21 protein-coding genes are annotated in these 23949 nt (G+C 67.6%); 8 read left to right on the top strand and 13 right to left on the bottom strand.

Annotation, left to right across the window (positions count from 1 at the left end):
- Positions 1-3: 3 nt before the first annotated feature.
- From KKR91_RS03105 to KKR91_RS03085, 5 genes are all read right to left on the bottom strand, one after another.
- Positions 4-2400: a Tex family protein gene (locus KKR91_RS03105; protein ID WP_237687571.1), complete on the bottom strand. Its 2397-nt coding sequence runs from the start codon at positions 2398-2400 to the stop codon at positions 4-6.
- 227 nt (positions 2401-2627) lie between these two features.
- Positions 2628-2885, bottom strand: a complete 258-nt coding sequence (locus KKR91_RS03100) for a helix-turn-helix domain-containing protein (protein ID WP_210231671.1) — start codon at positions 2883-2885, stop codon at positions 2628-2630.
- Complete coding sequence (locus tag KKR91_RS03095; RefSeq protein WP_210231672.1) at positions 2885-3382, bottom strand: DUF2975 domain-containing protein; 498 nt, start codon at positions 3380-3382, stop codon at positions 2885-2887. The genes KKR91_RS03100 and KKR91_RS03095 overlap by 1 nt, the downstream gene beginning before the upstream one ends.
- 99 nt (positions 3383-3481) lie before the next feature.
- Positions 3482-4369, bottom strand: a complete 888-nt coding sequence (locus KKR91_RS03090; protein WP_210231673.1) for a hypothetical protein — start codon at positions 4367-4369, stop codon at positions 3482-3484.
- A gap of 251 nt (positions 4370-4620) precedes the next feature.
- Positions 4621-6270: a GMC family oxidoreductase gene (locus KKR91_RS03085; protein WP_210231674.1), complete on the bottom strand. Its 1650-nt coding sequence runs from the start codon at positions 6268-6270 to the stop codon at positions 4621-4623.
- Positions 6271-6442: 172 nt separating this feature from the next.
- Here KKR91_RS03085 and KKR91_RS03080 point away from each other — a divergent pair, with 172 nt between their 5' ends.
- Positions 6443-6874 carry a hypothetical protein gene (locus KKR91_RS03080; RefSeq protein WP_210231675.1) on the top strand — a complete coding sequence of 144 codons (432 nt, stop codon included), beginning with the start codon at positions 6443-6445 and terminating at the stop codon, positions 6872-6874.
- A 63-nt stretch (positions 6875-6937) separates the two neighbouring features.
- Positions 6938-7639 carry a DUF998 domain-containing protein gene (locus KKR91_RS03075; protein WP_210231676.1) on the top strand — a complete coding sequence of 234 codons (702 nt, stop codon included), beginning with the start codon at positions 6938-6940 and terminating at the stop codon, positions 7637-7639.
- Here the strand turns inward: KKR91_RS03075 and KKR91_RS03070 are convergent.
- Positions 7620-7916: a DUF503 domain-containing protein gene (locus KKR91_RS03070; RefSeq protein WP_210231677.1), complete on the bottom strand. Its 297-nt coding sequence runs from the start codon at positions 7914-7916 to the stop codon at positions 7620-7622. The two genes, KKR91_RS03075 and KKR91_RS03070, sit on opposite strands and share 20 nt — an antisense overlap.
- 84 nt (positions 7917-8000) lie before the next feature.
- On the opposite strand from KKR91_RS03070, the gene KKR91_RS03065 reads away from it, so the two are divergent.
- Genes KKR91_RS03065 through KKR91_RS03045 form a run of 5 tightly spaced genes read left to right on the top strand, consistent with a single transcriptional unit; the run spans position 8001 to position 12541 of the window.
- Positions 8001-8486, top strand: a complete 486-nt coding sequence (locus tag KKR91_RS03065; protein WP_210231678.1) for a DUF2243 domain-containing protein — start codon at positions 8001-8003, stop codon at positions 8484-8486.
- Positions 8487-8488: 2 nt separating this feature from the next.
- Positions 8489-9319, top strand: a complete 831-nt coding sequence (locus tag KKR91_RS03060; RefSeq protein ID WP_210231679.1) for a cytochrome c oxidase assembly protein — start codon at positions 8489-8491, stop codon at positions 9317-9319.
- Complete coding sequence (locus tag KKR91_RS03055) at positions 9316-10557, top strand: type III polyketide synthase (protein WP_210231680.1); 1242 nt, start codon at positions 9316-9318, stop codon at positions 10555-10557. Before KKR91_RS03060 ends, KKR91_RS03055 begins: the two co-directional genes overlap by 4 nt.
- Entirely contained in the window at positions 10554-11327 is a 774-nt protein-coding gene (locus tag KKR91_RS03050) for a class I SAM-dependent methyltransferase (protein ID WP_420481416.1), read from the top strand. The genes KKR91_RS03055 and KKR91_RS03050 overlap by 4 nt, the downstream gene beginning before the upstream one ends.
- Positions 11282-12541 carry an FAD-dependent oxidoreductase gene (locus KKR91_RS03045; protein ID WP_237687465.1) on the top strand — a complete coding sequence of 420 codons (1260 nt, stop codon included), beginning with the start codon at positions 11282-11284 and terminating at the stop codon, positions 12539-12541. The genes KKR91_RS03050 and KKR91_RS03045 overlap by 46 nt, the downstream gene beginning before the upstream one ends.
- Positions 12542-12595: 54 nt before the next feature.
- On the opposite strand, the gene KKR91_RS03040 is transcribed toward KKR91_RS03045, so the two are convergent.
- The 4 genes from KKR91_RS03040 to speB all read right to left on the bottom strand — a co-directional run bounded on the left by KKR91_RS03040 (position 12596) and on the right by speB (position 17927).
- Positions 12596-14368, bottom strand: coding sequence for a DHA2 family efflux MFS transporter permease subunit (locus KKR91_RS03040; protein ID WP_475558898.1), 1773 nt, complete (start codon positions 14366-14368; stop codon positions 12596-12598).
- Positions 14369-14863 carry a MarR family winged helix-turn-helix transcriptional regulator gene (locus KKR91_RS03035; RefSeq protein WP_210231681.1) on the bottom strand — a complete coding sequence of 165 codons (495 nt, stop codon included), beginning with the start codon at positions 14861-14863 and terminating at the stop codon, positions 14369-14371.
- A gap of 335 nt (positions 14864-15198) precedes the next feature.
- Positions 15199-16878, bottom strand: coding sequence for a thiamine pyrophosphate-binding protein (locus KKR91_RS03030; protein WP_210231713.1), 1680 nt, complete (start codon positions 16876-16878; stop codon positions 15199-15201).
- Positions 16879-16958: 80 nt separating this feature from the next.
- Complete coding sequence (speB, locus tag KKR91_RS03025; RefSeq protein ID WP_210231682.1) at positions 16959-17927, bottom strand: agmatinase; 969 nt, start codon at positions 17925-17927, stop codon at positions 16959-16961.
- 165 nt (positions 17928-18092) lie between these two features.
- On the opposite strand from speB, the gene KKR91_RS03020 reads away from it, so the two are divergent.
- Complete coding sequence (locus KKR91_RS03020) at positions 18093-19802, top strand: FAD-dependent monooxygenase (protein WP_210231683.1); 1710 nt, start codon at positions 18093-18095, stop codon at positions 19800-19802.
- A 9-nt stretch (positions 19803-19811) separates the two neighbouring features.
- Here KKR91_RS03020 and KKR91_RS03015 read toward each other — a convergent pair whose 3' ends face one another.
- The 3 genes from KKR91_RS03015 to KKR91_RS03005 all read right to left on the bottom strand — a co-directional run bounded on the left by KKR91_RS03015 (position 19812) and on the right by KKR91_RS03005 (position 23611).
- Entirely contained in the window at positions 19812-20387 is a 576-nt protein-coding gene (locus KKR91_RS03015) for a helix-turn-helix domain-containing protein (RefSeq protein ID WP_210231684.1), read from the bottom strand.
- Positions 20388-20590: 203 nt separating this feature from the next.
- Positions 20591-21784 carry an AI-2E family transporter gene (locus tag KKR91_RS03010; protein ID WP_210231685.1) on the bottom strand — a complete coding sequence of 398 codons (1194 nt, stop codon included), beginning with the start codon at positions 21782-21784 and terminating at the stop codon, positions 20591-20593.
- Between the two features lie 30 nt (positions 21785-21814).
- Positions 21815-23611 carry a long-chain-fatty-acid--CoA ligase gene (locus KKR91_RS03005; RefSeq protein ID WP_273544909.1) on the bottom strand — a complete coding sequence of 599 codons (1797 nt, stop codon included), beginning with the start codon at positions 23609-23611 and terminating at the stop codon, positions 21815-21817.
- Between the last annotated feature and the right edge of the window lie 338 nt (positions 23612-23949).

Raw genomic sequence — 23949 nt, 5'->3', positions numbered from 1 at the left:
ACGCTAAGCCAGTCCCGCCCGGCGCAGGGCTTCGGCCATCGGTCCCTCAGCCGGCCTCTTGGCCGGAACCGGAGCAGACGCACGACGACGGTTGGCGGCCGGAGCAGGCGAACCGGCTTTCCCGCGCTCCCGGTTGTCCCTGGCGCGGTCCTGTTGCGGGCGCTGCCCGCCCCGGGTGGCCGAGCCGGATGAGCCCGCGGTGCCGGATGGGCGGGCGGGGCGGGCCTTTTCCGCCCCGGGGGCGGCGTCATCGTCCAAGCGAAGCGTCAGCGAGATGCGTTTGCGCTCCGGATCCGCGTCGATGACCTTGACCTTGACCACCTGTCCGGACTTCACGACGTCGTGCGGGTCGGCGACGAAGGTATTGGACATTGCCGAGATGTGGACCAGCCCGTCCTGGTGGACGCCCACATCCACGAAGGCTCCGAATGCCGCCACGTTGGTGACGACGCCGTCCAGGACCATACCCGGGCGCAGGTCGCTGATCTTTTCGACGCCGTCGGAAAAGGTAGCGGTACGGAAGGCCGGACGGGGGTCGCGGCCGGGTTTGCGCATTTCGGCCACCACGTCCAGGATCGTGGGCAGGCCCACCGATTCATCCACGAAGGCTGACGGGTCCAGGTTGTCCAGATCCGCGCCGGCTGGGCTCATCCGGGCGCCGGCTGCCGTCAGGATGCGGCGGGCCAGACCGTAGGACTCCGGGTGCACGCTTGAAGCGTCCAACGGCTCGGACCCTGCGGTGACCCGCAGGAAACCCGCGCACTGTTCAAAGGCCTTGGCCCCGAGCCTGGGGACCTTCTTCAGGTCCGCGCGGCGGGCGAAGGGCCCGTTTTCGTTGCGGTAGGCCACAATGTTCTCGCTCAGCAGCGGCCCGACGCCGGCAACCCGGGTCAGCAGCGCCGGAGAGGCGGTGTTTACGTCCACGCCAACCGCGGTCACGCAGTCCTCGATCACCGCATTCAGTGAGCGTTCCAGCTTGGCTGCACCGACGTCGTGCTGGTATTGCCCCACCCCGATCGATTTGGGATCGATCTTCACCAGTTCGGCCAGCGGATCCTGCAGCCGGCGGGCGATGGAGACGGCTCCGCGCAGTGAAACGTCCATGCCCGGGAGTTCCGCCGAGGCCAGGGCTGAGGCGGAGTACACCGAGGCCCCGGCTTCGGAGACCACCAGTTTCTGCAGGTTGGCCTGCGGCAGCAGCCGGATCAGTTCCGTGGCCAGCTTGTCGGTTTCCCGTGAGGCGGTGCCGTTGCCGATGGCAATCAGTTCCACGCCGTGGCGTTGCACCAGGGCGGCCAGCCGGGAGAGGGCCTCGTCCCACTTGCGGGCCGGGGCATGCGGATAGATGGTGTCCGTGGCCACCGATTGTCCGGTGCCGTCCACCACCGCCACCTTGACCCCGGTGCGCAGTCCCGGGTCCAGGCCGAGCGTGGGGCGGTTGCCGGCCGGCGCGGCGAGCAGGACATCGCGCAGGTTCGCGGCAAAGACCCGCACCGCTTCGGTTTCCGCCTGCGTGAACAGGCGCACCCGCAGGTCAAGGGAGAGCTTGGCCAGGATCCGGCGCCAGGCCAGCTGCGCGGTCTGCAGCAGCCAGGCATCGGCCGGCCGTCCGCGGTCGGCGATGCCCAGGCTGGCCGCCACCGCCCGCTCGTACTTCTGCCGCGCTTGGGCCAGGGCATCGGCGTCCGCCGGATCGGCTTCGGCCAGATCCAGGTCCAGGATGCCTTCCTTTTCGCCGCGCAGCAGCGCCAGGACCCGGTGCGAGGGCAGGCCCGAGGGCGACTGGGCGAAGGCGAAGTAGTCGGCGAACTTCTGCCCTTCGGCTTCCTTTCCCTTCTTGACCTGCGAGCGCATCCGGCCCTGCTTCCACAGCCGTTCGCGCTGTGCGGTGAGCAGGTCAGCATCCTGGCCAGCGCGTTCGATCAGGATGGCCCGCGCACCGGCGAGCGCCTCGACGGCGTCGGGAACGGCGTCGTTCAGGTAACCGCCCGCTGTCCGTTCCGGATCCAGTGTGGGGTTGGCCAGCAGCGATTCGGCGAGCGGCTCCAGGCCGGCCTCGCGGGCAATCTGGGCCTTGGTGCGCCGCTTGCTCTTGTACGGCAGGTAGATGTCCTCGAGCCGGGACTTGGTCTCCGCTGCCTCGATGGCAGCCCGCAGCTCAGGGGTCAGCTTGCCCTGGGCGTCAATCCCGTCACGAACCGTTTGGCGACGGTCTTCGAGTTCGCGCAGGTAACGCAGCCTCTCATCGAGTTCGCGCAGCTGGGTGTCATCCAGGGTGCCGGTTGCTTCCTTGCGGTACCGGGCAATGAACGGCACGGTGGACCCGCCATCCAACAGGTCGACGGCGGCGCGCACCTGCCAGGGGGCCACGCCGAGTTCGGCGGCAATCTGGGCACAGATGCGGTCGGTGGCCTGGCCGGGCGAGGACTTCGGGGCCGGGGACGCGGGCTGGGATTTCGCGGGCTGGGATTTCACGGGCTGGGACGGGGAAGGAGTCACCCGGGCAATTGTTCCCTACGCCGGGTGGAAACGGTCAAATCCCGCCGGGGTGCTTCGCCCCGTTCAATGCCGGCTCCCTCAGCTTCGACCCGTTCAGTGCCGGCTCATGACACGCAGCCCCGACCCATTCAGCGCCGCAGCGAGCGGTCGCCGTCGTCGGCAATCCCGTCCGCGGCTTCCTCGCCGGGCTCCCAGCGCAGCAGGTCACCGGGCTGGCAGTCCAGGGCTTCGCAGAGCGCGGCGAGGGTGGTGAAGCGGACGGCCTTGGCCCGGCCGTTCTTGAGGACGGCCAGGTTGGCGGGGGTAATGCCGACGCGCTCGGCCAGCACCCCCACCGGGATCTTCCGCTTGGCCAGCATGACGTCGATGTCCACGATGATCGGCATCAGATCACCTCGTCCAGTTCGGTGCGCAGATGGGCAGCCTCGGCGTCGCGGGCAACGGCCTGCACCAGCAGCGCCCTCAGCACCAGCACGATCAGGGCCACTCCAGCGATGGCCACGCCAAGGCCGCCGATCAGCAGGACGATTCCCGGGGCAACGCCTTCACCCGGGGCAAGGACGGCGCCGAGGGCGAACAGGAGCACGGCTCCGGCAGCCACCGCGCCGATCACGATGTCCACATACCGGAAGGCCGCCGTCGAAAACACCGTCCCCCGCCGCGCCATGGTGACCAGGCGCCACACGCAGACCAGGATCACCTGCGCCGCGATGATGCCCAGGACCACCAGGACGATGACCGGGACGAGGACGGCGTCACCGCCGGGGCCGGCTTCGGTCAGGTCCGCGGCCAGCAGCGGGACCATAACGGCCTCAAGGAACAGCGTGCCCGCGAACACCACGGCCAGCACGATGCGCAGGGCCAGGATCGTCAGCTTGCCCATGACACTCTCCTTGATGGGAACACCTGGATGAGAACAACGAGGTATGGATGAAACCGCGATCCATTGAACAACAGTGACAATCTATCGATTATCGACAGCTCAGGCAAGGCCTTTCCGGTCCTGGCTGTGGTTCGCCTCGGCGGCTCCCCTGCCCGGTGCACGCTGCAGGACAAGCGCGCCCACGACGCCGATCACGACGGCCGCCAGCACCGGGAGCCAGACCTCGCGCCCGCCGATGCTGAGCGCGAAGGCGTCCGATGCGGCCTGCAGCATCTGGGCCAGGTCGCCACGCAACACACGGCTGCCCAGCGCATAGGAGACACCGTCAAACAGGGGCGGCAGCAGCCAGAGGATTCCGAGGCTGGCCACCCACACCGCGGCACGGCCGGCCGTGCCTGCCCCGCACCAGGCCAGGGCCGCGCCAATCAGGAGGGCTGGAAACCAGTTATCGATGAGGTACAGCGCCGGGGGCAGACCGTTGATGCTGAAGGGTGCATTCGCCCACTCCAGCAGCCAGATTCCCGCCGGGACTGCTGCCCCGGAAATACCCAGGGTGACCAGCGCCGGTTTCCGAGAACCGACCAAGACCACCACCAACAGGGCGACGGCGATGGAGGCCAGCACCCCGGCCAACAGCCCACCCAGATAGAGCTGGCTCAGGCTTCCTGCGCCCAGCCCGGTCTCCAACACGCCGAAGGACTGCACCGTGGCCGCCATCTGGACCAGCAGCAGGCCTGCCGCCGCGCAGAGCAGCGCATGGCCCTGCCGGGCCGGCGCCCACCACCGCACGGCCAGCCCGGCGATAAGCCCGCCTGTCACCAGCAAGGCCACCAGGGTGATCCCCAGATACTGACTCAGCGGCAGGGCGGCCCGTGGCATGTCCTCCGGCAGCGTCATGTCCGCCCACAGGTTCTGCAGCGGCAACTGCATCCCGGTCACCACCCACGGACCCAGCCCAATGATGCCGGCAAGGATTCCAAGACCCACCCCCCGCAGGGCTTGTTTCGGCCCGGACACGGCGGCCTGCCGCCCGTCGCGGGGCTTTTCGTTCGGCGGTGTTGCTGCCGGTGGTGTAATTCCCGGACGCGCGGCACTGTGGCTCATGGTTCCCCCATTGACGAAGCGGGCGCAGCCTCCGACCGGTGGCCGCGCCGCGCAGCTGATCTCCGGCTCAGCCTAGCGCTTGGAAACCGTGCTGCCCTCGGCGTAGCTCTTCAGCCCGGGCGCCGGATCCAGGATCACAGGTTGTCCTTTGTCATGAACCCGGCAATCCGTTCCCCGATCAGCATCGCGGTGGCTGCCGGCCCGCGGGACGGAGCGAACGGCAGGATGGACGTATCGGCGACCCGCAGGCCGGTCACGCCGTGGACGCAGCCAAACTGGTCTACAACGTGTCCGGCAGCCGGGTTGTTGCCCATCTTGCAGGTGCCGGCGGCATGGATGGCAGTGGCGAGGTGCGACTTCATCCAGGCGTCCAGTTTCGCGTTGTCGTTGAGCGTAGCCTCGTCAATTTCGGTGGTCTTCTTGAAGTACGGCTTAAACGCCTGGCTGTGCAGCAGCTTCACCGTCATCCGGACAACCTCGCGCATGCGCACGACGTCGCGCTCGTCGCTGAGATAGTTGTACTCGATGACCGGCTGCACCAACGGATCGGCCGATACGGTGGTCACGTTTCCCCGCGATTCGGCCTGCTGGACGGCGATGGCCATGGCCAGGTCATTGCTGCGCTGCAGCTGTTGTGCGAAGCGCTTGATCGAGACGCCCTTCATCGATTTCAGGAACGCGACCGGACGGCGGGCGATGTCCCACACGGACTTGGCGCGGCTGCCCTGTTCCATGCCCATCATCGCCATCATGGTCCGCATCATCGGCAGGATCTCGAGATCGCCGTCGTACTTCGATCCCTGCGAGTTGAAGTTCAGCACGGTTTGGAAGGCGTAACGCGAATTGGCGTCATCCAGCCGGCGCTTCGGCACCCAGTTGAAGGAAATGTCCGGATGGTCGCTGAATTCCTTGCCCACGCCCGGCAGATCGACGACGACGGGAATGCCTGCCGCTGTCAGCTCGGCCCGCGGTCCAATCCCGGAGAGGGCCAGCAGATGCGGCGATTTGAAGGCGCCGGCGGAAATGACGATCTCCTTCGCACCAACCGTCTCCACGGCACCGTTCCGGCTCACCTCCAGGCCGGTCACCGAGGTGCCGTCCAGGACAACCCGCAGGGCCAGGGTGTCACCCCAGACATCGAAGTTGCTGCGCCCGCGCGCAGGGTTGATGTAGGTGAGGCCGGTGTTCATGCGAACCCCGTTGACGGCGTTCATCGGCAGCAGCCCGACGCCGGGGGGTTCGGTGCCGTTTTTGTCCTCCTCCCAGGAGAACCCCAGCTCCTGGCAGGCGGCGTTGAAGGCCTTCGTGTAGGTGGTCTGCTCGGCCGGGGAAACGCGGGAGATCGGCACCGGTCCCTTGCCCATATGGCCCTGCTGGCCTTCGAAGGTGAGGTCATGTTCGAGGCGTTCAAAGTACGGAAGGACCTTTTCGTAGGACCATTCGGCATTGCCCAGCTCCGCATAGGTATCGAAGTCCTGTTTCCGGCCGCGGATGTAATAGGTGCCGTTGAGCGCCGTCGACCCTCCGAGGATTTTGCCGCGGGCCACCGAATAGGGCAGCTGAGGGGTGAGGTGCGCGGTGAACCCCCAGTTGTTGGGGTGCCCCGGCATCGATCCGGTCATGAGTGCCGCGTCCAGCAGGTCTTCGGGGAAGCCATCCTGGGTGGCCGGCGCAGGGCCCGCTTCCACGAGCAACACCCGCAGGGCCGGATCCTCGGACAGCCGGGCGGCAAGCGGACCGCCGGAAGCTCCTGACCCCACCACGATGACATCGTATTCAGCCACGTATTTTCTCCTGTTCTCCATTGAACGGAACGAGCCTCCGTACTGATGATGCGGGGCATGCGGCAGACAGTAACCGACCAGGAGCCTCCGGGCCACCCGTGCTGCGGCCGGGCTCTTATCAGTCGGCGCGTCACCCATGCCGGATGTCCGGCCGCAGGCTAGTCTGCCCGTCATGGATACCAATCGAAGTGCGCCCCGTGACCGTTGGAACGAGCATGTGCAGATCCGTGAAGTCGGCACGGCCAGTCATGGACCTGACCGCATCCTGGAGGAGGACGACGTCGCCACCGGTCCTGCCGCCTCCAGACCGAAGCTGAACAAGTCGTTCCGGGCTGCCTGGGTGCTCAGTGCCTTGATGATCGGGATCGGCCTGCTGTGGATCGGGGGCGCTTTTGAGGCCGCAACCCAGACGTCCTACTCGGGCTCTAACTACTCGCCCACCGGTGAGTATCTGGGCCCTGACCTACCGCCGCTGACAACGCAGCTGCGGAATCTCGGCTACATCGCTCAATCACTCCTGACGGTGGGTCTCACGTCCGCCACGGCGCTGCTGATCGTGCAGGGTGTCCTGCGTTCCCGGGACATCCGCACCGTTGACCGTTAAGTTCCCGGTCTGCGGGGTCCGTGGCATCCCGGCGATTCGGCCTGCCGCTTGTAAACTCGGCGGATGACAAGAACCAGGTGGGGGGCCCTGTGCTGGGTTCTGTGTGCCGTGACGATCGTGCCGCAGATCCTGGCAGCCCTGCAATGGCCGCAGACCTATTCCTGGTCCGCGAACCTGATCAGTGATCTCGGGGTCACCGCCTGCGGAACCTATAACGTCGGGACCGACGTGGAACGGGCCATCTGTTCGCCGTGGCACCTGGCTGCGAACGCCTCGACCGTCGCCAACGGCCTGCTGACCGGAGCCGGAGCGGTCTTGCTGTTCTCGGTCTGGCCGAAACTCCGCCAGGGGCAGTGGGCGATGGCCCTGCTGGTGGTTGGCGGAGTCCTGGTGGCGCTCGTCGGCCTGCTCCCCTGGGATCTCTACCCGGCTGCCCATGAAGTGGTTGCCCTGGTACAGCCCTTCTTCCAGTGGGCCGGAATGATCCTTTTGCTGCTTGCGGTCCGGGGCAGCGCCCGCTTCTCCGGGATCGCCGTGGTTTCCCTCGCAGGCGTAGCGGTTTCCGTGGCCGGCTTTACGCTCTTCCTCAGCGGCGTAGCCGGGGGCCCGACGCTGGGACTTGGCCTGGGCGCTGCCGAGCGCCTCGCCTTTGACACCCTCACCCTGTGGAGCCTGGCCGCCGGCCTCCTGCTCCTGCGGCTTCCAGCGGCCGGGACGACGTCGACGGCGGACGCCCCGGGCCAGCTCACCAGTCGTCGGCGTTGAAGATGCGGCGGCGGGCGCTGAGCAGTTCCACTTCCGGCCGGGCCGCCACCAGACGTTCGACGGCGTCGAGCACCTCGGTAATATGCCCGCCTGTCGCAGATACCAGGCCGACGCCGATCTCCGCCCGCCGGTGAAGATCCAGTTGCCCCGTTTCGGCCGCTGACACCTCGAACTTGCGGCGCACCTCCGCCACGATCGGGCGGACCACCGACCGCTTGCCCTTGAGGGAGTGCACGTCGCCGAGCAGCAGGTCGAACTCGATGATTCCCATCCACATGGCACCCATCGTGGCCCACCCGCCCCGGTGCCCGCCACCGCCCTCGCCGTGCGCAGGCGGTAGCGGCGGTGCTATCTTCGCTGGATGAGCACGTCCAGCAGAGCCCCAGTCCGTCCGAGGCGCCGCAACGTCCTCTCCGGAATCCTTGTCGGAATCGGGATTGCCTCCTTCGTGGATGAAGTGGTTTTCCACCAGTTGCTGCAGTGGCACCACTTTTACGACAAGTCCACCACCGCCGTCGGGCTCTTTTCCGACGGGTTGTTCCACGCCTTTGGCTGGTTCGCCGTGGTGGCCGGACTTTTTCTCTTCGCCGACCTGCGACGCCGGGCTGCCCTGCTGCCCGCCCGCTGGGCCGGCGCCGTACTGCTGGGCACCGGCGCGTTCCAGCTGTACGACGGCACGGTGCAGCACAAGCTGATGGGCCTGCACCAGATCCGCTACAACGTTCCGCTGCTGCCCTATGACCTGATCTGGAATGCGAGCGCTGCCCTGATGATCCTTGCCGGCGCGGCCCTGCTGTACCGGACCCGGCACGCAACGGCCGGATCAGCCGGATCAGCCGGGGTCTAGCCGTGCACGGCCAGCAGCACGCCGGGTTCAGTGCGGAACTGCTGTTCCTGATACCCGCCACAGCCGCCGTCGTGGCCTATTGGGCCGGCGCCCTGTCCGCCCGCTCCCGGAACTGGCCGCCGCACCGGGCGCTGCTGTTCACCGCCGGCGTCGCGGCGATCCTGGCCACCGTCCTGAATCCGCTGGCGGCCCTCAGCCACGAGAACTTCACGGCGCTGGGCGTCAGCCACGTCTTGGCCGGGATGCTGGGCCCGCTGCTGCTGGTGCTCTCGCGGCCGGTGTCCCTGGCGCTGCGCACGCTGGACGTGGTGCCGGCCAGGCGGCTGTCCGGTGTGCTGCGCAGCCGGCTGCTGCGCCTGGCGGCGTTCCCGGTCACCGCGGCAGTGCTCAATGTGGGAGGCATGTTCGTGATGTTCCGGACCGGGGTGTTCGGCGCCATGCAGGAATCGGCGCCCGCGCACTGGCTGGTCACGTTCCATCTGGCGGCGGCCGGCTACCTCTACATGGCAGTGCTGGTGGGGCGTGATCCGATGCCGCACCGGGCCGGATTCCGGTTCCGGGCGGCAGTGCTGGTTGCGGCGGGCGCGGCCCACAACATCCTGGCCAAGTCGCTCTACGCCGCCCCGCCGCACGGCGTGCCGGCGTCCTCGGGCGAGGCCGGAGCCATGGTGCTGTACTACGCGGGCGGCGCAGTGGAGCTGGTGCTGGTGTTCCTGCTTTGCCAGCGGTGGTATTCCTCGACCCGGCCCCGCGTGCGGTCCGGCAGACCGTCTGGCATCCTCCAACCACCACCGTTGTGCCCGGCAGAACATTCCCCTAAGAATGAACCATGACGGTTACCCTCAGATCCCTGGAAATCTCTGTCCCGCCTACCGTGCTGGTACAAACCGAGGCACGCGAGGTCTTCTCCGCCCAACCCGGCCTCACCAGGCTGGGACAACGGCTCGTCCGGACTTGTTTTGACTCGGCAGCCATTGATACCCGGCGAACTGCCCTGGCAGAGCTCTCCCTCTCCTACCGGACCGACAACCCCCTATTCTTCGACCCCACATCCGGCAACCTGCTCAGCCCCAGTACCAAGGTCCGCAACGACATCTTCGCCGTGGAAGCCACCAAACTCTTTATCGAATCAGCCCAAAAGGCGGTTGATGCCTGCGAGGGAATCAGCCCCTCCGACATCACGCACGTGATCACGGTGTCCTGCACCGGTTTTTTCAATCCCGGACCGGACTACAAAGTGGTCCGCGCCCTCGGCCTGAACCCATCGGTGCAGCGGTTCCACCTTGGCTTCATGGGCTGTTACGCGGCGTTCCCGGCGATGCGGGCTGCGAAGTCCTTCTGCGAGGCCGACCCGGAGGCAGTGGTACTCGTGGTCAGCGCCGAACTGTGCTCCCTGCACGTGCGCACCTCCAACAACCCGGACACCATCATGGGTTCCTCGCTGTTCGCCGACGGCGCCGCTGCGGCCGTCATCACCGCACGAGACCTGCCGGGCAACTCCCCCGGCATCCAGCTGGATCATTTCGAAACCATCCTGACCCCGGTTGGCGAGGAATCAATGGCCTGGAATATTGGCGACGAGGGGTTCGAAATGGTGCTGGGGACCTACGTTCCCCACATCATCGACGAGCACATTGTGGGCGCCCTGGAACCGTTGCTCGCCAACGAGCCCGCCGTCGCCAGCCAGCCGTACCGCGACATCGAGCACTGGGCCATCCATCCGGGCGGGCGCAGCATCCTGGACAAAGTCGAGGCCAAGCTGGAGCTGACACCCGAGCAGCTGGTTCCGGCCCGCGACACCCTGCGGAACTGGGGCAACATGTCCAGCGCCACGGTGCTGTTTGTGCTCAAGCACATCCTGGACCAGCCGTTCCGCGGCGGCAACGAACGTATCTGCTCCATGGCATTTGGGCCCGGCCTGACGGTGGAGACCGGCTTGTTTACCCGCGTCGGCGGGCCGGTTGACGCCGTCCCGGCAGCCGGTGCGGCGAACCAGGCCGATGCGGCGCAGGCCTCGGGTGAGCAGGCGGACGCTGGACGCCAGCCGGCTCCCGCTCCGGCCGGCGTGTGAGTACCGGCTCCTCCGTGGGCACCCTGCGCCAGGGCCCGCTGGCCCGGCGGCTGACCCCACCCGTGCTGCGGTCCCTGGCGGAGCGCGACCCGGACGCCGTGGAGGAAATGGACCGGCCGGACTGCGACCCGGCAAAGTTGCGCCGCACCTACGCGCAGTTTTGGCTCATCAATACGGTGGTCTCCGGATGGCGCCGCAACTACGTCCGCTATCTGCGTCCCCGCTTAGAGCCTGAACGGATCAACACACTGCTGGACATCGGCTCCGGCGGCGGCGATGTCCCCCGGATGCTGGCCCGTTGGGCCCGCCGGGACGGTGTTCGGCTCGAGGTCACGGGGATCGATCCGGATGACCGGGCGCACGCGTTTGCCTCCTCGCGCCCGGCAGTACCCGGCCTGGAATTCCGCCGAGCTTTCAGCAGCGAGCTGGTAACCGAAGGCCGCACCTACGACGTGGTGATCTCCAACCACGTCCTGCACCACCTGGACGATGCTCAGTTCCGGTCCCTGCTGGCGGACTCCGAGCAGTTGGCGGGCCGGCTGAGCCTGCACAGCGATATTGAGCGCAGCCGGTGGGGATATGGCCTGTTTTCCGCCGGTACCCTGCCGTTTTTCCCGGGCAGCTACATCCGGCAGGACGGCCTGACCTCGATCCGGCGCAGCTACACGGCTGATGAACTGGCAGCGGCGGCACCGCCGGGGTGGCAGTGTCTACGGCACCGGCCGTGGCAGAACCTGCTGCTGCACGTCCCCGACGGGACACCGCCGTGACGGCGCAGCCCCAGGCCGGCACCGCCGTCGTCCCCCGGCCTGCCACCGACGTAGCGGTTGTGGGGGGCGGGCCGGTGGGAATCTATCTGGCGGTCCTGCTGGCGCAGGCCGGGATCAGCGTGCAGGTCTTGGAACAGCGGCTGACGCGGTCGGAGCATTCCCGGGCGATCGGAATCCATCCGCCGGCACTGGAAGCGCTTGCCGCCGCGGGAGTGGCCGGGACAATGAGCCGTGAAGGGGTGCAGATCCGCCGCGGCGAGGCCCGCAGCGGCGGCTCTCCGGTGGCCGCCGTCGACTTCGCCGCTGCCTCCGCCCGTTTCCCCTACGTGCTGACGCTGCCGCAGCTACGGACCGAGGCGCTGCTCGAGACCCGGCTGCGGGCCCTGGATCCGCACGCCCTGGTCCGCGGGGCCCAGGTTACGGGCGTGCACGACGACGCCGGCCGGGTTCGCCTGCGCGGCAGCTTCCTTCCGGGCACCGACGGCACCCGTGGCACGGCAGGTCCCGAATCGCAGGACTTTTCGGTGTCCGCCCGCATCCTCGTGGCGGCGGACGGCGCCCGCTCCGGACTCCGGGCGGCGCTGGGCGTGCCCTGCCGGACCCGCACCCTCCCCGATACCTATCTCATGGGCGACTTCGCGGATCAGACCGGAGACGGTCCCGTGGCAGTGCTCTATCTGGAATCCGGCGGGATCGTGGAGTCCTTCCCCCTCCCGAGAGGCATCCGGCGCTGGGTGGCGCATACCGACACCCTGGAAGCCGGGGCCACGGCCGCGGACCTGTCCCGGATCGTCGCCAGCCGCACCGGTATCCGGCCCGACCCCGAATCCAACACCATGCTCAGCGCTTTTTCGGTGCGGACCGGGCTGGCCCGGAAGCTCGTGCACGGGCGGACGGTGCTGATTGGCGACGCCGCCCATGAGGTGAGTCCGATCGGCGGGCAGGGGATGAACCTTGGCTGGCTCGATGCCGCTGCACTGGCTCCGATCATCTCCGCGTCGCTGCGCGGGAACGACGTCGGTGCGCTCTTGGCGGGCTTCGGCCGCGACCGGCGCCGGGCCGCCGTCGTCGCGTCCCGGCAGGCGCAGCTGAACATGGCGCTGGGGCGGCCGCTGCCCGGACCGGTGCTGGCGGCGCGCAACGCCGGTCTGGCCCGGGTGTTCCGACTCCCTGCCGCAGGGCATCTGGTGGCGCGCCGCTTCACCATGCAGTGACTGCCGGTGCAGGAGCTAGCCGGTTGGCCGGAGCCGGAACTAGCCGGTGAGGAACTAGGCGGTTGGCCCGCCGTCGGCTGTGCGGCCGGAGCTCGTGGGTCCGGCATTGCCTGCGGACTCCGGCGCGGACCGGGATTCGCCCGGAACGGTCGGCCCGGCGCCGGAGTGCATCAGCTCGGATGCGCCGGTCATGCCCGGTTGCGCCGGGGTTGGGGCTGGGGGCGTGGGCTGGATATCGAGCGTGCGGCGCAGCACCTGCTCCTTGATAAAGAGCACCGCGATCAGCGCTACTACGGAGACCACGGCCGAGATCTGGAAGATCGTGGCCGTCGCGTCGCCGTAGGCCGCCCGGAAAATTCCCTGGATGGCGGGCGGCAGGCTGCCGATGTCCAGCGAATCCCCGGCTCCGCCGTCGGACACCGGAATGTTGGCGGCCCGCAGGCCGTCGGCGGCACGGCTGCTGACGGAACTGGACATCACGGCACCCAGGACCGACACGCCCACGGCACCGCCAACGGTGCGGAAGAAGGCGATCGAGGCGCTGGCCGAGCCGACCTGGGAAACCTTCACCGTGTTCTGGACCGCCAGGACGAGGTTCTGCATGAGCAGGCCCATGCCCAGGCCGAGCACGAAGATGTAGAGGCTGACCAGGAGCATGTCCGTTTCGTGGTCCATGCTGCCCGCCAGGCCGGTGCCGGCTATCACCATGATGGTGCCGGCGATGAGGAACCGCTTCCATTTGCCGAACCGGCTGATCAGCTGTCCCGAGCCGACGGATCCCATCAGGTTCCCGGCGATCATCGGGAGCATCAGCAGTCCGGCCTCGGTGGGGCTGAATCCGCGGGCGATCTGGAAGTACTGGCCCAGGAAGGTGGTGGACCCGAACATGGCGATGCCAACGGCTACCGAGGCCACGATGGAGAGGGCGGTGGTGCGTTCGCGGATGATCTTCAGCGGAATGATGGGCTCGCTGACTTTGGATTCCACGAAGACGAGCAGCGCCAGCAGGACAAGGCTGGTGCCGACCATGGCGGCGGTCTGCCAGGACAGCCAGTCGTAGTAGCCGTCCTTGCCGGCAAAGGAGACCCAGATCAGGAGCAGGGAAACACCGGCGGTGAGCAGGATCGAGCCCAGCCAGTCGATGCTGACCTTGCGGCGGGTGTGCGGCAGGCGCAGGGTGACCTGGAGCAGGAACAGCGCCACCACGGCCAGGGGCACGCAGAGGAAGAAGGTCCAGCGCCAGCCCAGCGGGCTGTCCACGATGAAGCCGCCCAGCAGCGGGCCGCCGGCGGTGGCCACGGCCATCACCGCACCCATGTAGCCGGAGTACCGGCCGCGTTCACGCGGCGGAATGATGGAGCCGATGACGGCCTGGACCAGGGCGGTCAGTCCGCCCATGCCCAGGCCCTGGATCACGCGTGCGGTGAGCAGCACCGGCATGTTCTCCGCCAGGCCGGCCAGCACGGAGCCGAGCACGAAGACGATGATGCTCAGCTGGACCAGGAGTTTCTTGCTGAACAGGTCTGCGAGCTTGCCCCAAATGGGAGTGGAGACTGCGTTGGCCAACAGTGCCGCGGTCACCACCCAGGCGAAGTCGGTCTGCGTGCCGTGCAGGTCGGCCATGATGGTGGGCAGCGCGTTGGCCACGATGGTGGTGCTCAGCATGGCCGTGAACAGCGCGGCGAGCAGGCCGGTCAGGGCCTGCAGGATCTGGCGGTGGCTCATCTCGCCGGGGATGTGATCCGGGCGGGCCGGCTTGCCGTTCCGGCGGGCGACCGTCTTTTTTCCGGAGGTCTTTGGGCTGTTAGCCCGTTGAAGTTCTGTCACTTAGTTATGGTCTCCTGCCGGGATGGGCATCTGAGTGGTGCCCGGCTTCATAGCGCGGATTGAGTGGTACAGCGTTTCGGTGAGCTTGCCCAGGGAGTGGCTGGCGGCGGCGGCTTCGTCCTCGGTCCAGTCCCCCAGCATCTGCTTCAGCAACGTGGAGCGGCGCTGCATTTCTTCTGCAACGGCCTGGGCTCCGGCCGGAGTGAGACTGATCAGGTAGGCGCGGCCGTCATCGGGATGGGGCCGGCGCAGGACGTAACCGAGCTCGACCAGCTCAGAGATGTGCCGGCTCAGTCCGGCTGCGCCGATGCCCAGCTTGGCTGCCAGTTCGGTAGCGCGCAGCTCGGTCTCTTCGCCGATCATGCGCATGACTGCCTGCAGCGCCGTGCCCGGCCCGCGCGGGTCGCTGCTGCGCTGGGCGACGCAGCGCAGCTCCCGCTGCAGCCGGAATACGAGGTCGATCAATTCTTCAGCGGTCTGCTGGTTTACTGCCACGGAACACCTGTCTGAAACCGGTTGGTTGTTTGCCTCAGGCAACAATAAGACTCTTATTTGCCTCAGTCAACTAACTGTCCCGGAGAAGTTGTGCGGACGGATCGATGCCCGGGTCGAGTGTGGAGATCACGCCCGACGCCGCCGTCGAGAGTAGAGATCACGCCGCTTGGCCGCCCCGACAACGGCACGGCCCCGACACTGGATGCGCAGAAACGGCACGGCCCCGACACTGGACGCAGCGAAGGGGCATGACCTCAACGTTCGACGCGCAGATGGCGCTCAGTGTGGAGGTCATGCCCCTTCGGGACAATCAAGCCGGCAGTGGTAACGGACCCTCAGGGTGCCAGATGGGTCGGCGCGAACAGGCCGATCCGGGCCTCGACCACAACCACGTTGGGACCCTCGGCCGCCAGGGATTCCACCAAGGCCTGCCGCACGCCGTCGGGCGCAGTGCGGCGCGCCGGAACGCCGAAGGACTCGGCCAGCTTCACGAAATCCGGTCCGGCGAGCTCGGTGGCAGTGGCCTTGCCGAAGGCCTCCACCATGTATTCGCGGAGGATGCCGTAACCGCCGTCGTCGACAATCAGCCAGGTGACCGGAAGGTCATGCTGGCGGGCGGTGGCCAGTTCGGCGATGGAGTACATGGCTGATCCGTCGCCGGAAACCGCCAGTACCCGCTCCCCCAGGCCCACTGCCCCGCCAATGGCGCCGGGATAGCCGTAGCCAAGGCCGCCGGCGCCCTGGGCGGAATGGAACTGCCCGGATTTTGCATCCCAGCAGCTCCAGGCCCAGTAGGCGGAAATGGTCATGTCCCAGTACGTCTGCATGCCCGCGGGGACTGCAGCGCGGATATCGGCCATGAACTGCCGCTCCATGTCCAGGTCCTGGCTGTCCAGCCGCGCCGAGACCTTCTGCAGCGTCTGCGCGACGACCTGCTCCGGAGCCTGCCCGTGCCAGTCCGAAGGCTGGCGGGGGGAACCTTCACGCACGGCGTCAGCCAGGGCCTGCCCCAGCGCAGCGTCCAGGGCGGACAACGCCTGCCCGGCATCGGCGCGGATGCCCAGGGCCGGCTGGTTGGATTCGAGCACCCGCGGCTCGGCGTCGATCTGGATGATCTTTCCGCGCGGCGCCAGGGTGAAGTAATTGGAGGTGACCTCACCGAGCGAGGATCCGATCACCAGCAGCACATCGGCGTCCTCGAGCACCTCGGTGGTGTACCGGTCCTCGATCCAGGCCTGCAGGGAGAGCTCGTGGTTCCAGGGGAAGGCACCGTTGCCGCCGGGCGTGCAGATCACTGGAGCGCGCAGCTTTTCGGCCAGGGCCAGCAGATCGGCCTCGCCGCGGCCGCGGCGGGTGCCGCCGCCGGCAATAATGGCCGGCCGCTTGGCGGCGGAGAGCCAGCGGACGGCTTCCTTCACCAGCTCGGTACGGGGCGGATTGTCGAACGGCTCGGCCAGCGCATCTTCGACCGCTGGGACCATGACCGGATTCAGCAGGACATTCTGCGGTATTTCCAGCCAGACCGGCCCCATGGGGGATGAGATGGCCTCGGTCCAGGCGTCCTGGATCGCGGACGGAATACCGGAGGCATGCTGGATCAGCCGCTGGCTCTTGGTGACGTTCGCCGCCGAAGCCTTCTGGTCATCAAGCTGGTGCAGCATGCCGCGGCGGCGTGCGCCGAGCCCCTCGATCGGGATCTGGCTGGCAACCACCACCATCGGCACGCCCGTGGCATAGGCCTCCTGCAGCCCGGAGAGGGCGGTGAGCGCGCCGGGACCGGTGGAGAGGAAGAGCACGCCCACCTGGCCGGTGGCGCGGGAGAAGCCGTCGGCGGCAAAAGCCGAGTTGTTTTCCACCCGGGAGGACACAAACCGCAGGTCCGAGCGGGTCAGGGCATCAAAGAGGCCGAGGGCATGCTGCCCGGGGATGCCGAAGACAGTGGTGGCACCGAGGGCGGACAGCGTTTCAACCACCAGGTCCCCGCCGTTGCGCACGGCGCTTCCGGCCTCGGGCATGACCGCCGTAACCGTTTCCTCATCCCGGACATTGTGTACCGGCGTTCCGGCGGCATGCCCGTCCTGCTCCACGGGGACGCTCACTCCCCCAACCCCATCAGGGTGATGAGATCGTAGGCGACGTGGGAGGCGGCGACGGCGGTAATGTCCGCGTGGTCGTAGGCCGGGGCGACCTCGACGACGTCGGCCCCCACCAGGTTCAGGCCCCGCATGCCGCGCAGGATTTCCAGCAGTTCGCGGCTGGTCATGCCGCCGGCCTCGGGGGTGCCGGTTCCGGGGGCGTGGGCCGGGTCCAGGACGTCGATATCGACCGAGATATACAGCGGCCGGTTGCCGATCCGGTCCCGGAGCTTCGCGACCACCTCGTCCACGCCCTGGCGGAAGACATCCGAGGAGGTGACGATGCCGAAGCCGAAGCGCCGGTCATCCTCCAGGTCGCGCTTCCCGTAGAGCGGACCGCGGGTACCGACGTGGGAGATGGCCTCGGTATCCAGGATCCCTTCCTCCACCGCCCGACGGAACGGGGTGCCGTGGGTGTATTCGGCGCCGAAGTAGCTGTCCCAGGTATCCAGGTGGGCATCAAAGTGGAGCATGGCCACGGGCTGTCCGGCACGCTCGGAGGCTGCACGCAGCAGCGGCAGCGCGATGGTGTGGTCCCCGCCGAGGGTGAGCAGCTTGGTGCCGCCCTCGGTCAGGTCCAGTGCGTTGGCCTGGATGGTTTCGATGGCTTCGTTGATGTTGAAGGGGTTCACTGCCATGTCGCCGGCGTCGGCCACCTGCAGGTTCTCGAACGGAGAGGTGTCCTGCGCCGGGTTGTAGGGCCGGAGCAGCCGGGAGGCCTCGCGGACATGGTTGGCGCCGAAACGGGCGCCGGGACGGAACGAGACGCCGGTATCGAAGGGCACGCCCACCACTGCCACATCGGCACGCGCCACCTCATCCAGCCGGGGCAGCCGGGCGTAGGTCGCCGGGCCGGCATACCGGGGTACCAGTGCGGCGTTGATGGGTCCCAGGTTGCCGTTGGCGGTGATCCGCGGCGGGTTCTGCATGCTGGTGTCTCCAGTTTCCGGCCCCGCCGGTTACCGGCCGAAGCCCGCAAAAGCGCCGTGAAACGCCACAGGGACGATCCAGCGAGCGCGTTGACAAATAGGCATCAAGTGTTTCCCTTGAGGCTAAAGTGGAAGTAGGGTTCACGTCAAGACTAGGCTGTGTCTATGGCGGCTCAACAGCACAGTGCGGACAGTAACTACGACGTCGATGTCCTGATCGTGGGGGCAGGGCCCACAGGGCTGGCCCTGGCGGCCCAGCTGGCCAGTTTTGGCACCAGTTTCCGCATCATCGACCGGCAGCTGCAGCGACCGGCGGAGTCCCGCGCGCTGGCTCTTCAGCCGCGGACCCTGGAAGCGCTCCGTCCGTTCGGCATCAGCACCGAGCTGTCCGGCGCAGGCCGCCCGGCCCGCGCCCTCCAGCTGCACCTGCCCGAGCAGACCATCCCGGTGGACCTGTCCGACACGGGCATCGAGGACTCGGAATTTCCACACCTGCTTTTCCTCTCCCAGGCCCGGACCGAACAGGCACTGGTCTCCTATCTGGGGGGTCGGGGGATCCGCGTGGAGCGCGGCGTCGAACTCCAGGAGCTGGAGCGGCTGGACCCGGAGGATCCCTTCGCCGGAGTTGAGGCCAAGGTCCTGCGCATGGACCGCGGCATCGACCGGGTCAGGGCCCGCTACGTGGTTGGCGCCGACGGCGCGCACAGCACGGTCCGTTCCAAGGCGGGCATGGACTGGCGCGGCAGCGACTACCCCGGCAGCTACGTGCTCGCCGACCTGGAGGCCGACGGCGTGGAGCCGGGCGTGGTCCACTCCTACCTCAACGATGACGGCTTCCTTCTGCTTTTCCCGCTGGGTAGCCCGGCAGCCTGGCGGATGATTGGCATGAAGGAGCGCGGTGACCAGTCGGCAGTGACGCTGGAATCACTGCAGGGCATAGCCGACCGATTCACCGGCGGGACCGTCAAGCTGCACGATCCGCAGTGGACCAGTTCCTTCAAGCTCTCGCACCAGATTGCCGAGTACTTCCAGAACGGCTCCGTATTCCTGGCCGGAGATGCCGCGCACGTCCACTCCCCCGTGGCTGCCCAAGGCATGAATACCGGCATCCAAGACGCCCTGAACCTGGGCTGGAAACTGGCCCTGGGGGCCCGCGGACTGGCCTCCGAGGAACTGGTGGACAGTTACGACGCCGAACGCCGGCCGGTGGGCCGCGAGGTCCTGGCCTTCACCGACCGCCTCTTCAAGCTCGCCTCCAGCCACAGCGGCCTGTTCAAGCTCCCGCGTACCAAACTGCTGCCGGCGCTGGCGCCCAAGGCTTCCGGATCGAAGGCCCTGCGCACCCGCCTGTTCCGCGCTGTGTCGCAGCTTGACATCCAGTACCGCAAGTCCGGCATGGTGGCCACCGGAGACAGCCGGCTGCCGGCCTTCCTCAGCGCCGGACCGAAAGCCGGTGACCGGCTGCCCGATGCGGTGGTCCGGGAGGACGGGCGGGAAATCCGCCTGCAGGAGCTGCTGGCCACCCCCGGCTTCCAAATCCTGCTCTGCGGTCCGGGATGGCCCGCAGACACCCAGCTCCAGCTTCACAACGCCCTGGGCCGGCTTGCGCCGTGGCTGAGCGTGCGGCGGTTGAATGTGGGCAGCCGGCTGGCCGCACCCAGCACCAACGAGATCCAGGACGTCAGCGGCCTGGCCTTCGACCGGCTGGGGCTCAGCGTCCGGCGGCCCGAGCTGCTGCTGGTCCGCCCGGACGGTTACATCGGGTTCCGCTCCGAGGGAACCGACCTCAGCGGCGCCATCGACTACCTCACCCGGCTGACGACGCCGGCCGCGGCAGAGGTTGCGTCCGACACCGGCGCCGCGGCCCAGGTATAACTCTCCAGGTCAGCTGGCCGCGGGACTGACCAGCGTCCAGAGCACCACTGCCTCGGCGTCGCCGGGGTTGCGCCACGAGTGCGGCTCCTGGCCGGGGAATGTCACGGTGTCGCCCTCGGTTAGTTCCATGGTTTCGCCGTCGAAAATCAGCACAAAGCTGCCCTGGGCCACATGCAGCACCTCGACGTCGCAGTCCACTGAGTAAAGCTCCGCCTCACCCGAGCCGTGCGGGGCGATCACTGCCCGGATCTGCTGCACGCGACGCTCGGTCCGCGGCGTGGCCAGCCGCTCGGTGATTCCATTGCCGCCCAGATTGATGGCGGGGGCATCGACCCAGCGGATCAGCTGGGTATCCGGGGCAGTAAACAGATCACCAATGGAGATCGAGAGCACCTGGCACAGAGTGAGCAGGGATGCGACCGAGGGCGAGGTCAGGTCCCGCTCCACCCGGCTGAGGAACCCCTTGGTGAGCCCGGTGGCATCAGCCACCTGCTCAATGGTCATCCGGCGGGCCTGACGTGCCAGCCGGATCCTCGGGCCGATGGCAACCGGCGAGTTCGAGGGCTCTACAGGCAAGGCCTTCATGACGGATTGTGTCCTCTCGTGTCCGGCGTCCCTGTCGCGGAGTCGCAGGCTGCCATTTGTCGAGCATATCGAGCGCCGCCAAACCGGCCGCACAGTGGGCAGCCTTTGACGCGCGCAGTCCGCCTCCTACGACGGGGTGTATGCCAACGAGCCCATCTACTACGGGCTGGCAGCCTCGGCCCTCGCCTATCAGGCCTTAGGCCTTAGGCCTTCCCCTCGCCCGCCCCGGCGTCCCCGCTGCGAGTCCCGGCGGCCCCGGAGGCGGCGTCAGCGGCCTCGGAGTCCTCGGATTCAGGGAGCTCGGCGACGTCGTCGGGGTCGCCGTCGTCCTCACCGGTCCAGACCTTGATGATCGCCCACGAGACGGCGGCAATCGGCACCGAGAGGATGGCCCCGACGATGCCGGCCAGGATGGTGCCGGCGGTCAGCGCCAGCAGGATGACCAGGGCGTGGATGCTCAGCGTGCGGCCCATCACCACCGGCTGCAGGAAGTTCCCTTCCAGCTGGTTGACGGCGATGATCACGATCACCACGATCAGGGCCACCAGCGGGCCGTTTGCCACCAGGGCGATCAGGGCCGCCAGAACCCCGGCGGCCGTGGCGCCAACGAGGGGAATGAAGGAACCGACAAAGATGATCACGGACAGCGGCAGGGCCAGCGGCACCTGCAGGATGAACAGGGCAGCCCCGATGCAGATCGAGTCCACGGCCGCAACGATCGCGGTTCCGCGCACGTAGCCGCCCAGCACCTCCATGGCTCGGGCGCCGGACAGGCGGGCCTTTTCCAGACGCTCGCCGTGGAACCAGCGCAGGAAGAACGCCCAGATCTTGTCGCCGTCCTTGAGGAAGTAGAACAGCACAACAGCCATCAGCAGGAACCCGGTGACAAAGTTCGTGGCAGCCCCGATACCCGCCAGGGCTCCGCTGCCGGCCGTCGAGCTGGTGGCAAAGCCAATGGCGGCGTCGCGGGCGTTCTCTATGGTGTCGCTGTCCATCGGGATCGGGCTGTCTTTAAGCAGGCGGTACAGCTCGTTGAAGCCCTCCACTGCCTGGTCCACCAGCGAGCTCCACTCGCTGCGGATGGCGAAGATAATGCCGGTGATCAGTCCGCCGAAGGCTGCCAGCAGCAGCAGGAAGGACACCCCGGTGGCCAGCGCACTCGGCCAGCCCTTGCGCCGAAGCCAGTTCACAAACGGGGCAATGGCCGCCGCCAGGATCAGCGCCAGCAGCACCGGAATCACCACGAGGGTGATCTGCAGCAGCCCGTAGACGGTTACCGCCGCCAGGATGAGCACCAGCAGGATCTGTGCCGAGCGCTGGCCGGCGTGGCCCAGTGTCCCGCTCCAATAGCGTTGTGGGGAATCCGCGCCCTGCTGGGGAGTCGGTGTTCGGGGCATGGCCTGATCTTCCTGTTGGCTGAACGGGTTCTAGGACTTGCTGTGGGGTGTTGCGGTGTCAGCCGTTCCGGCGACCCCGGCGGTCTCGGCCGGCGTGGCCGGAGCGGGTCCTTCAATATGGTCGCGTACGTGCCGGCGCATGACCTTGCCGATCAGCGAGCGCGGCAGGTCCGGAATCTGCACAATCCGGCGGGGCACCTTGTACGCGGCCAGTTCCCGCCGGACGTACTGGCGGATGTCCTCGGCATCAAAGTCCGCGTCCTTTTTCAGGACCACCGCGGCCACCACGTCTTCGCCGCCGCCTTCCTTCCCGATGCCGACGACGGCGGCCTCCGCGACACTCTCATGGCGCTTGAGCGCTTCCTCCACCTCGGACGGGGAGACGTTGAAGCCGCCGGTGATGATCAGTTCCTTGATCCGGTCCTGGATCGTGACGAAGTGGTCCTCGTCGACGGTCACGATGTCCCCGGTACGGAACCAGCCGCCGTCGAGCAGTACCGCTTTGGTCTCGGCCGGCTTGTTCCAGTACCCCTGGAACACCTGGGGGCCGCGGATCAGCAGTTCACCCTGCTCTCCCTGTGCCCGGTCGATGCCCGGGTTCTCCGGATCCACCACCCGGATGTCGGTCAGCGGGAACGGAACACCCACCGTTCCGGGCTTGCGGGTGGGACCCATCGGATTACCGATGGCCACCGGCGAGGTTTCGGTCAGCCCGTAGCCCTCGATCAGGTAACCGCCGGTGGCTTCCTCCCAGGCGCTCACCGTGGCGGTGGGCAGGTTCATGGCGCCCGAGATGGCAAAGCGCACGCCCTTCAGCGAGACGCCCTGCTTCTTGGCGCCGTCCACAATCCGGTCATAAATCGGCGGCACGGCAGGCAGGAAAGTCGGCGGCGTCTTCTTCACGGCCTTGAGCACCAGGTCCGGATCGAATTTCGGGAACAACACCAGCCGTGCGCCCAGGCTCATCGCGAAGGTCAGGCACAGCGTCAGGCCATAGGCATGAAACATCGGCAGCACGGCATAGAAGGTTTCCTTGCCCGGGCGCAGTCCGGGCACCCACGCGCGTCCCTGCGCGGCGTTGGCCACCAGGTTGGCGTGGCTGAGCATGACGCCCTTGGGCAGCCCGGTGGTCCCGCTGGTGTACTGGATCACGGCGAGGTCCGACGCCTCAGGCCGGGGGTGCCGGCGCCGCAGCGGCCGGTTGTCGAGCAGCTTCTTCCAGGGGAGCACAGCGCGCAGGCCCTTGCGCGGGGACCGTGAGACGGTCAGGGAGGCACGGGTCCTGCGGACGGCGGGCAGCGGCAGCTTCAGCGCCAGGCGGTTGCCCAGCGGCATCGCATCGATCAGGTTCACCGAGATGATGGTGTGCAGCGGGATGTCCGCCGGCAGCGCCTGCAGCGTGTCAGCCACCTTGTCCCACACCACGGCCACGGTAGCGCCGTGGTCCTCAAACTGGTGGCGCAGTTCCCGGTCCGTGTACAGCGGGTTGTGTTCGACGACGACGGCGCCCAGCCGCAGGACCGCATAGAAGGCGACAATGTGCTGCGGGCAGTTCGGCAGCACCAGCGCGACCCGGTCGCCCTTTTTCACGCCCAGCTTTTTCAGGCCGGTGGCGGCGCGGCGGATCTGTTCGCCAAGAGCTTGATAATCGGTGACAGCTCCAAAGAACTGGAGCGCAGGTTTTGACCCGAACTTTCCAATGGATTCCTCCACCAGGTCCACCAGGGAACCATCGGGAAGACGCGGATCTGCGGGCACTCCCTTGCCATAGTGGCGCGTCCAGGGGCGGGGCTGCTCGGCCGGATTTGTCGGTGCGTTAGTACTCACATTCTCGACTTTAGCCGCTGAACGGCGCCCCGCCGTCCGCGCCCCGCTTGGTCCAGGGACTGCAAACCCGTCCGCTCTTGGCTGCATGCTGCCTTCCTCCGGTTGCACGATGGTCTCCGCTACACTGATAGGTCGAAGGGGAGTAGCTCCGGTCCTCCCGCAGATCCATATTAGTGAACGCTTCTTGGCGGCCACGCACTGCGGAAGAGGACCGAGGTCTGTCGACATACTGGCCGCCGCCGCGCGGCCCGGCATTCCACCCACACGCACAGCGCTGAACGCAGGTGCGCGTCACGGGCGAGCGAGACCTTCGGTCAGTTTGTCATCTGACCGGAGCC

The sequence above is a fragment of the Arthrobacter jiangjiafuii genome, from assembly GCF_018622995.1.
Taxonomy (GTDB): domain Bacteria; phylum Actinomycetota; class Actinomycetes; order Actinomycetales; family Micrococcaceae; genus Arthrobacter_B; species Arthrobacter_B jiangjiafuii.
The sequence above is the reverse complement of the archived record's forward strand: the minus strand, read 5'-3'. Positions and strand labels throughout refer to the sequence as shown.

Bases quoted from the DNA above. Each gene is read 5' to 3' on its own strand.
- KKR91_RS03100 (WP_210231671.1), bottom strand. From the start codon at position 2,885: ATGCCGATCATCGTGGACATCGACGTCATGCTGGCCAAGCGGAAGATC.
- KKR91_RS03095 (WP_210231672.1), bottom strand. From the start codon at position 3,382: ATGGGCAAGCTGACGATCCTGGCCCTGCGCATCGTGCTGGCCGTGGTG.
- KKR91_RS03080 (WP_210231675.1), top strand. From the start codon at position 6,443: ATGGATACCAATCGAAGTGCGCCCCGTGACCGTTGGAACGAGCATGTG.
- KKR91_RS03075 (WP_210231676.1), top strand. From the start codon at position 6,938: ATGACAAGAACCAGGTGGGGGGCCCTGTGCTGGGTTCTGTGTGCCGTG.
- KKR91_RS03070 (WP_210231677.1), bottom strand. From the start codon at position 7,916: ATGTGGATGGGAATCATCGAGTTCGACCTGCTGCTCGGCGACGTGCAC.
- KKR91_RS03065 (WP_210231678.1), top strand. From the start codon at position 8,001: ATGAGCACGTCCAGCAGAGCCCCAGTCCGTCCGAGGCGCCGCAACGTC.
- KKR91_RS03055 (WP_210231680.1), top strand. From the start codon at position 9,316: ATGACGGTTACCCTCAGATCCCTGGAAATCTCTGTCCCGCCTACCGTG.
- KKR91_RS03030 (WP_210231713.1), bottom strand. From the start codon at position 16,878: ATGCCCGAGGCCGGAAGCGCCGTGCGCAACGGCGGGGACCTGGTGGTT.
- speB (WP_210231682.1), bottom strand. From the start codon at position 17,927: ATGCAGAACCCGCCGCGGATCACCGCCAACGGCAACCTGGGACCCATC.
- KKR91_RS03020 (WP_210231683.1), top strand. From the start codon at position 18,093: ATGGCGGCTCAACAGCACAGTGCGGACAGTAACTACGACGTCGATGTC.
- KKR91_RS03015 (WP_210231684.1), bottom strand. From the start codon at position 20,387: ATGAAGGCCTTGCCTGTAGAGCCCTCGAACTCGCCGGTTGCCATCGGC.
- KKR91_RS03010 (WP_210231685.1), bottom strand. From the start codon at position 21,784: ATGCCCCGAACACCGACTCCCCAGCAGGGCGCGGATTCCCCACAACGC.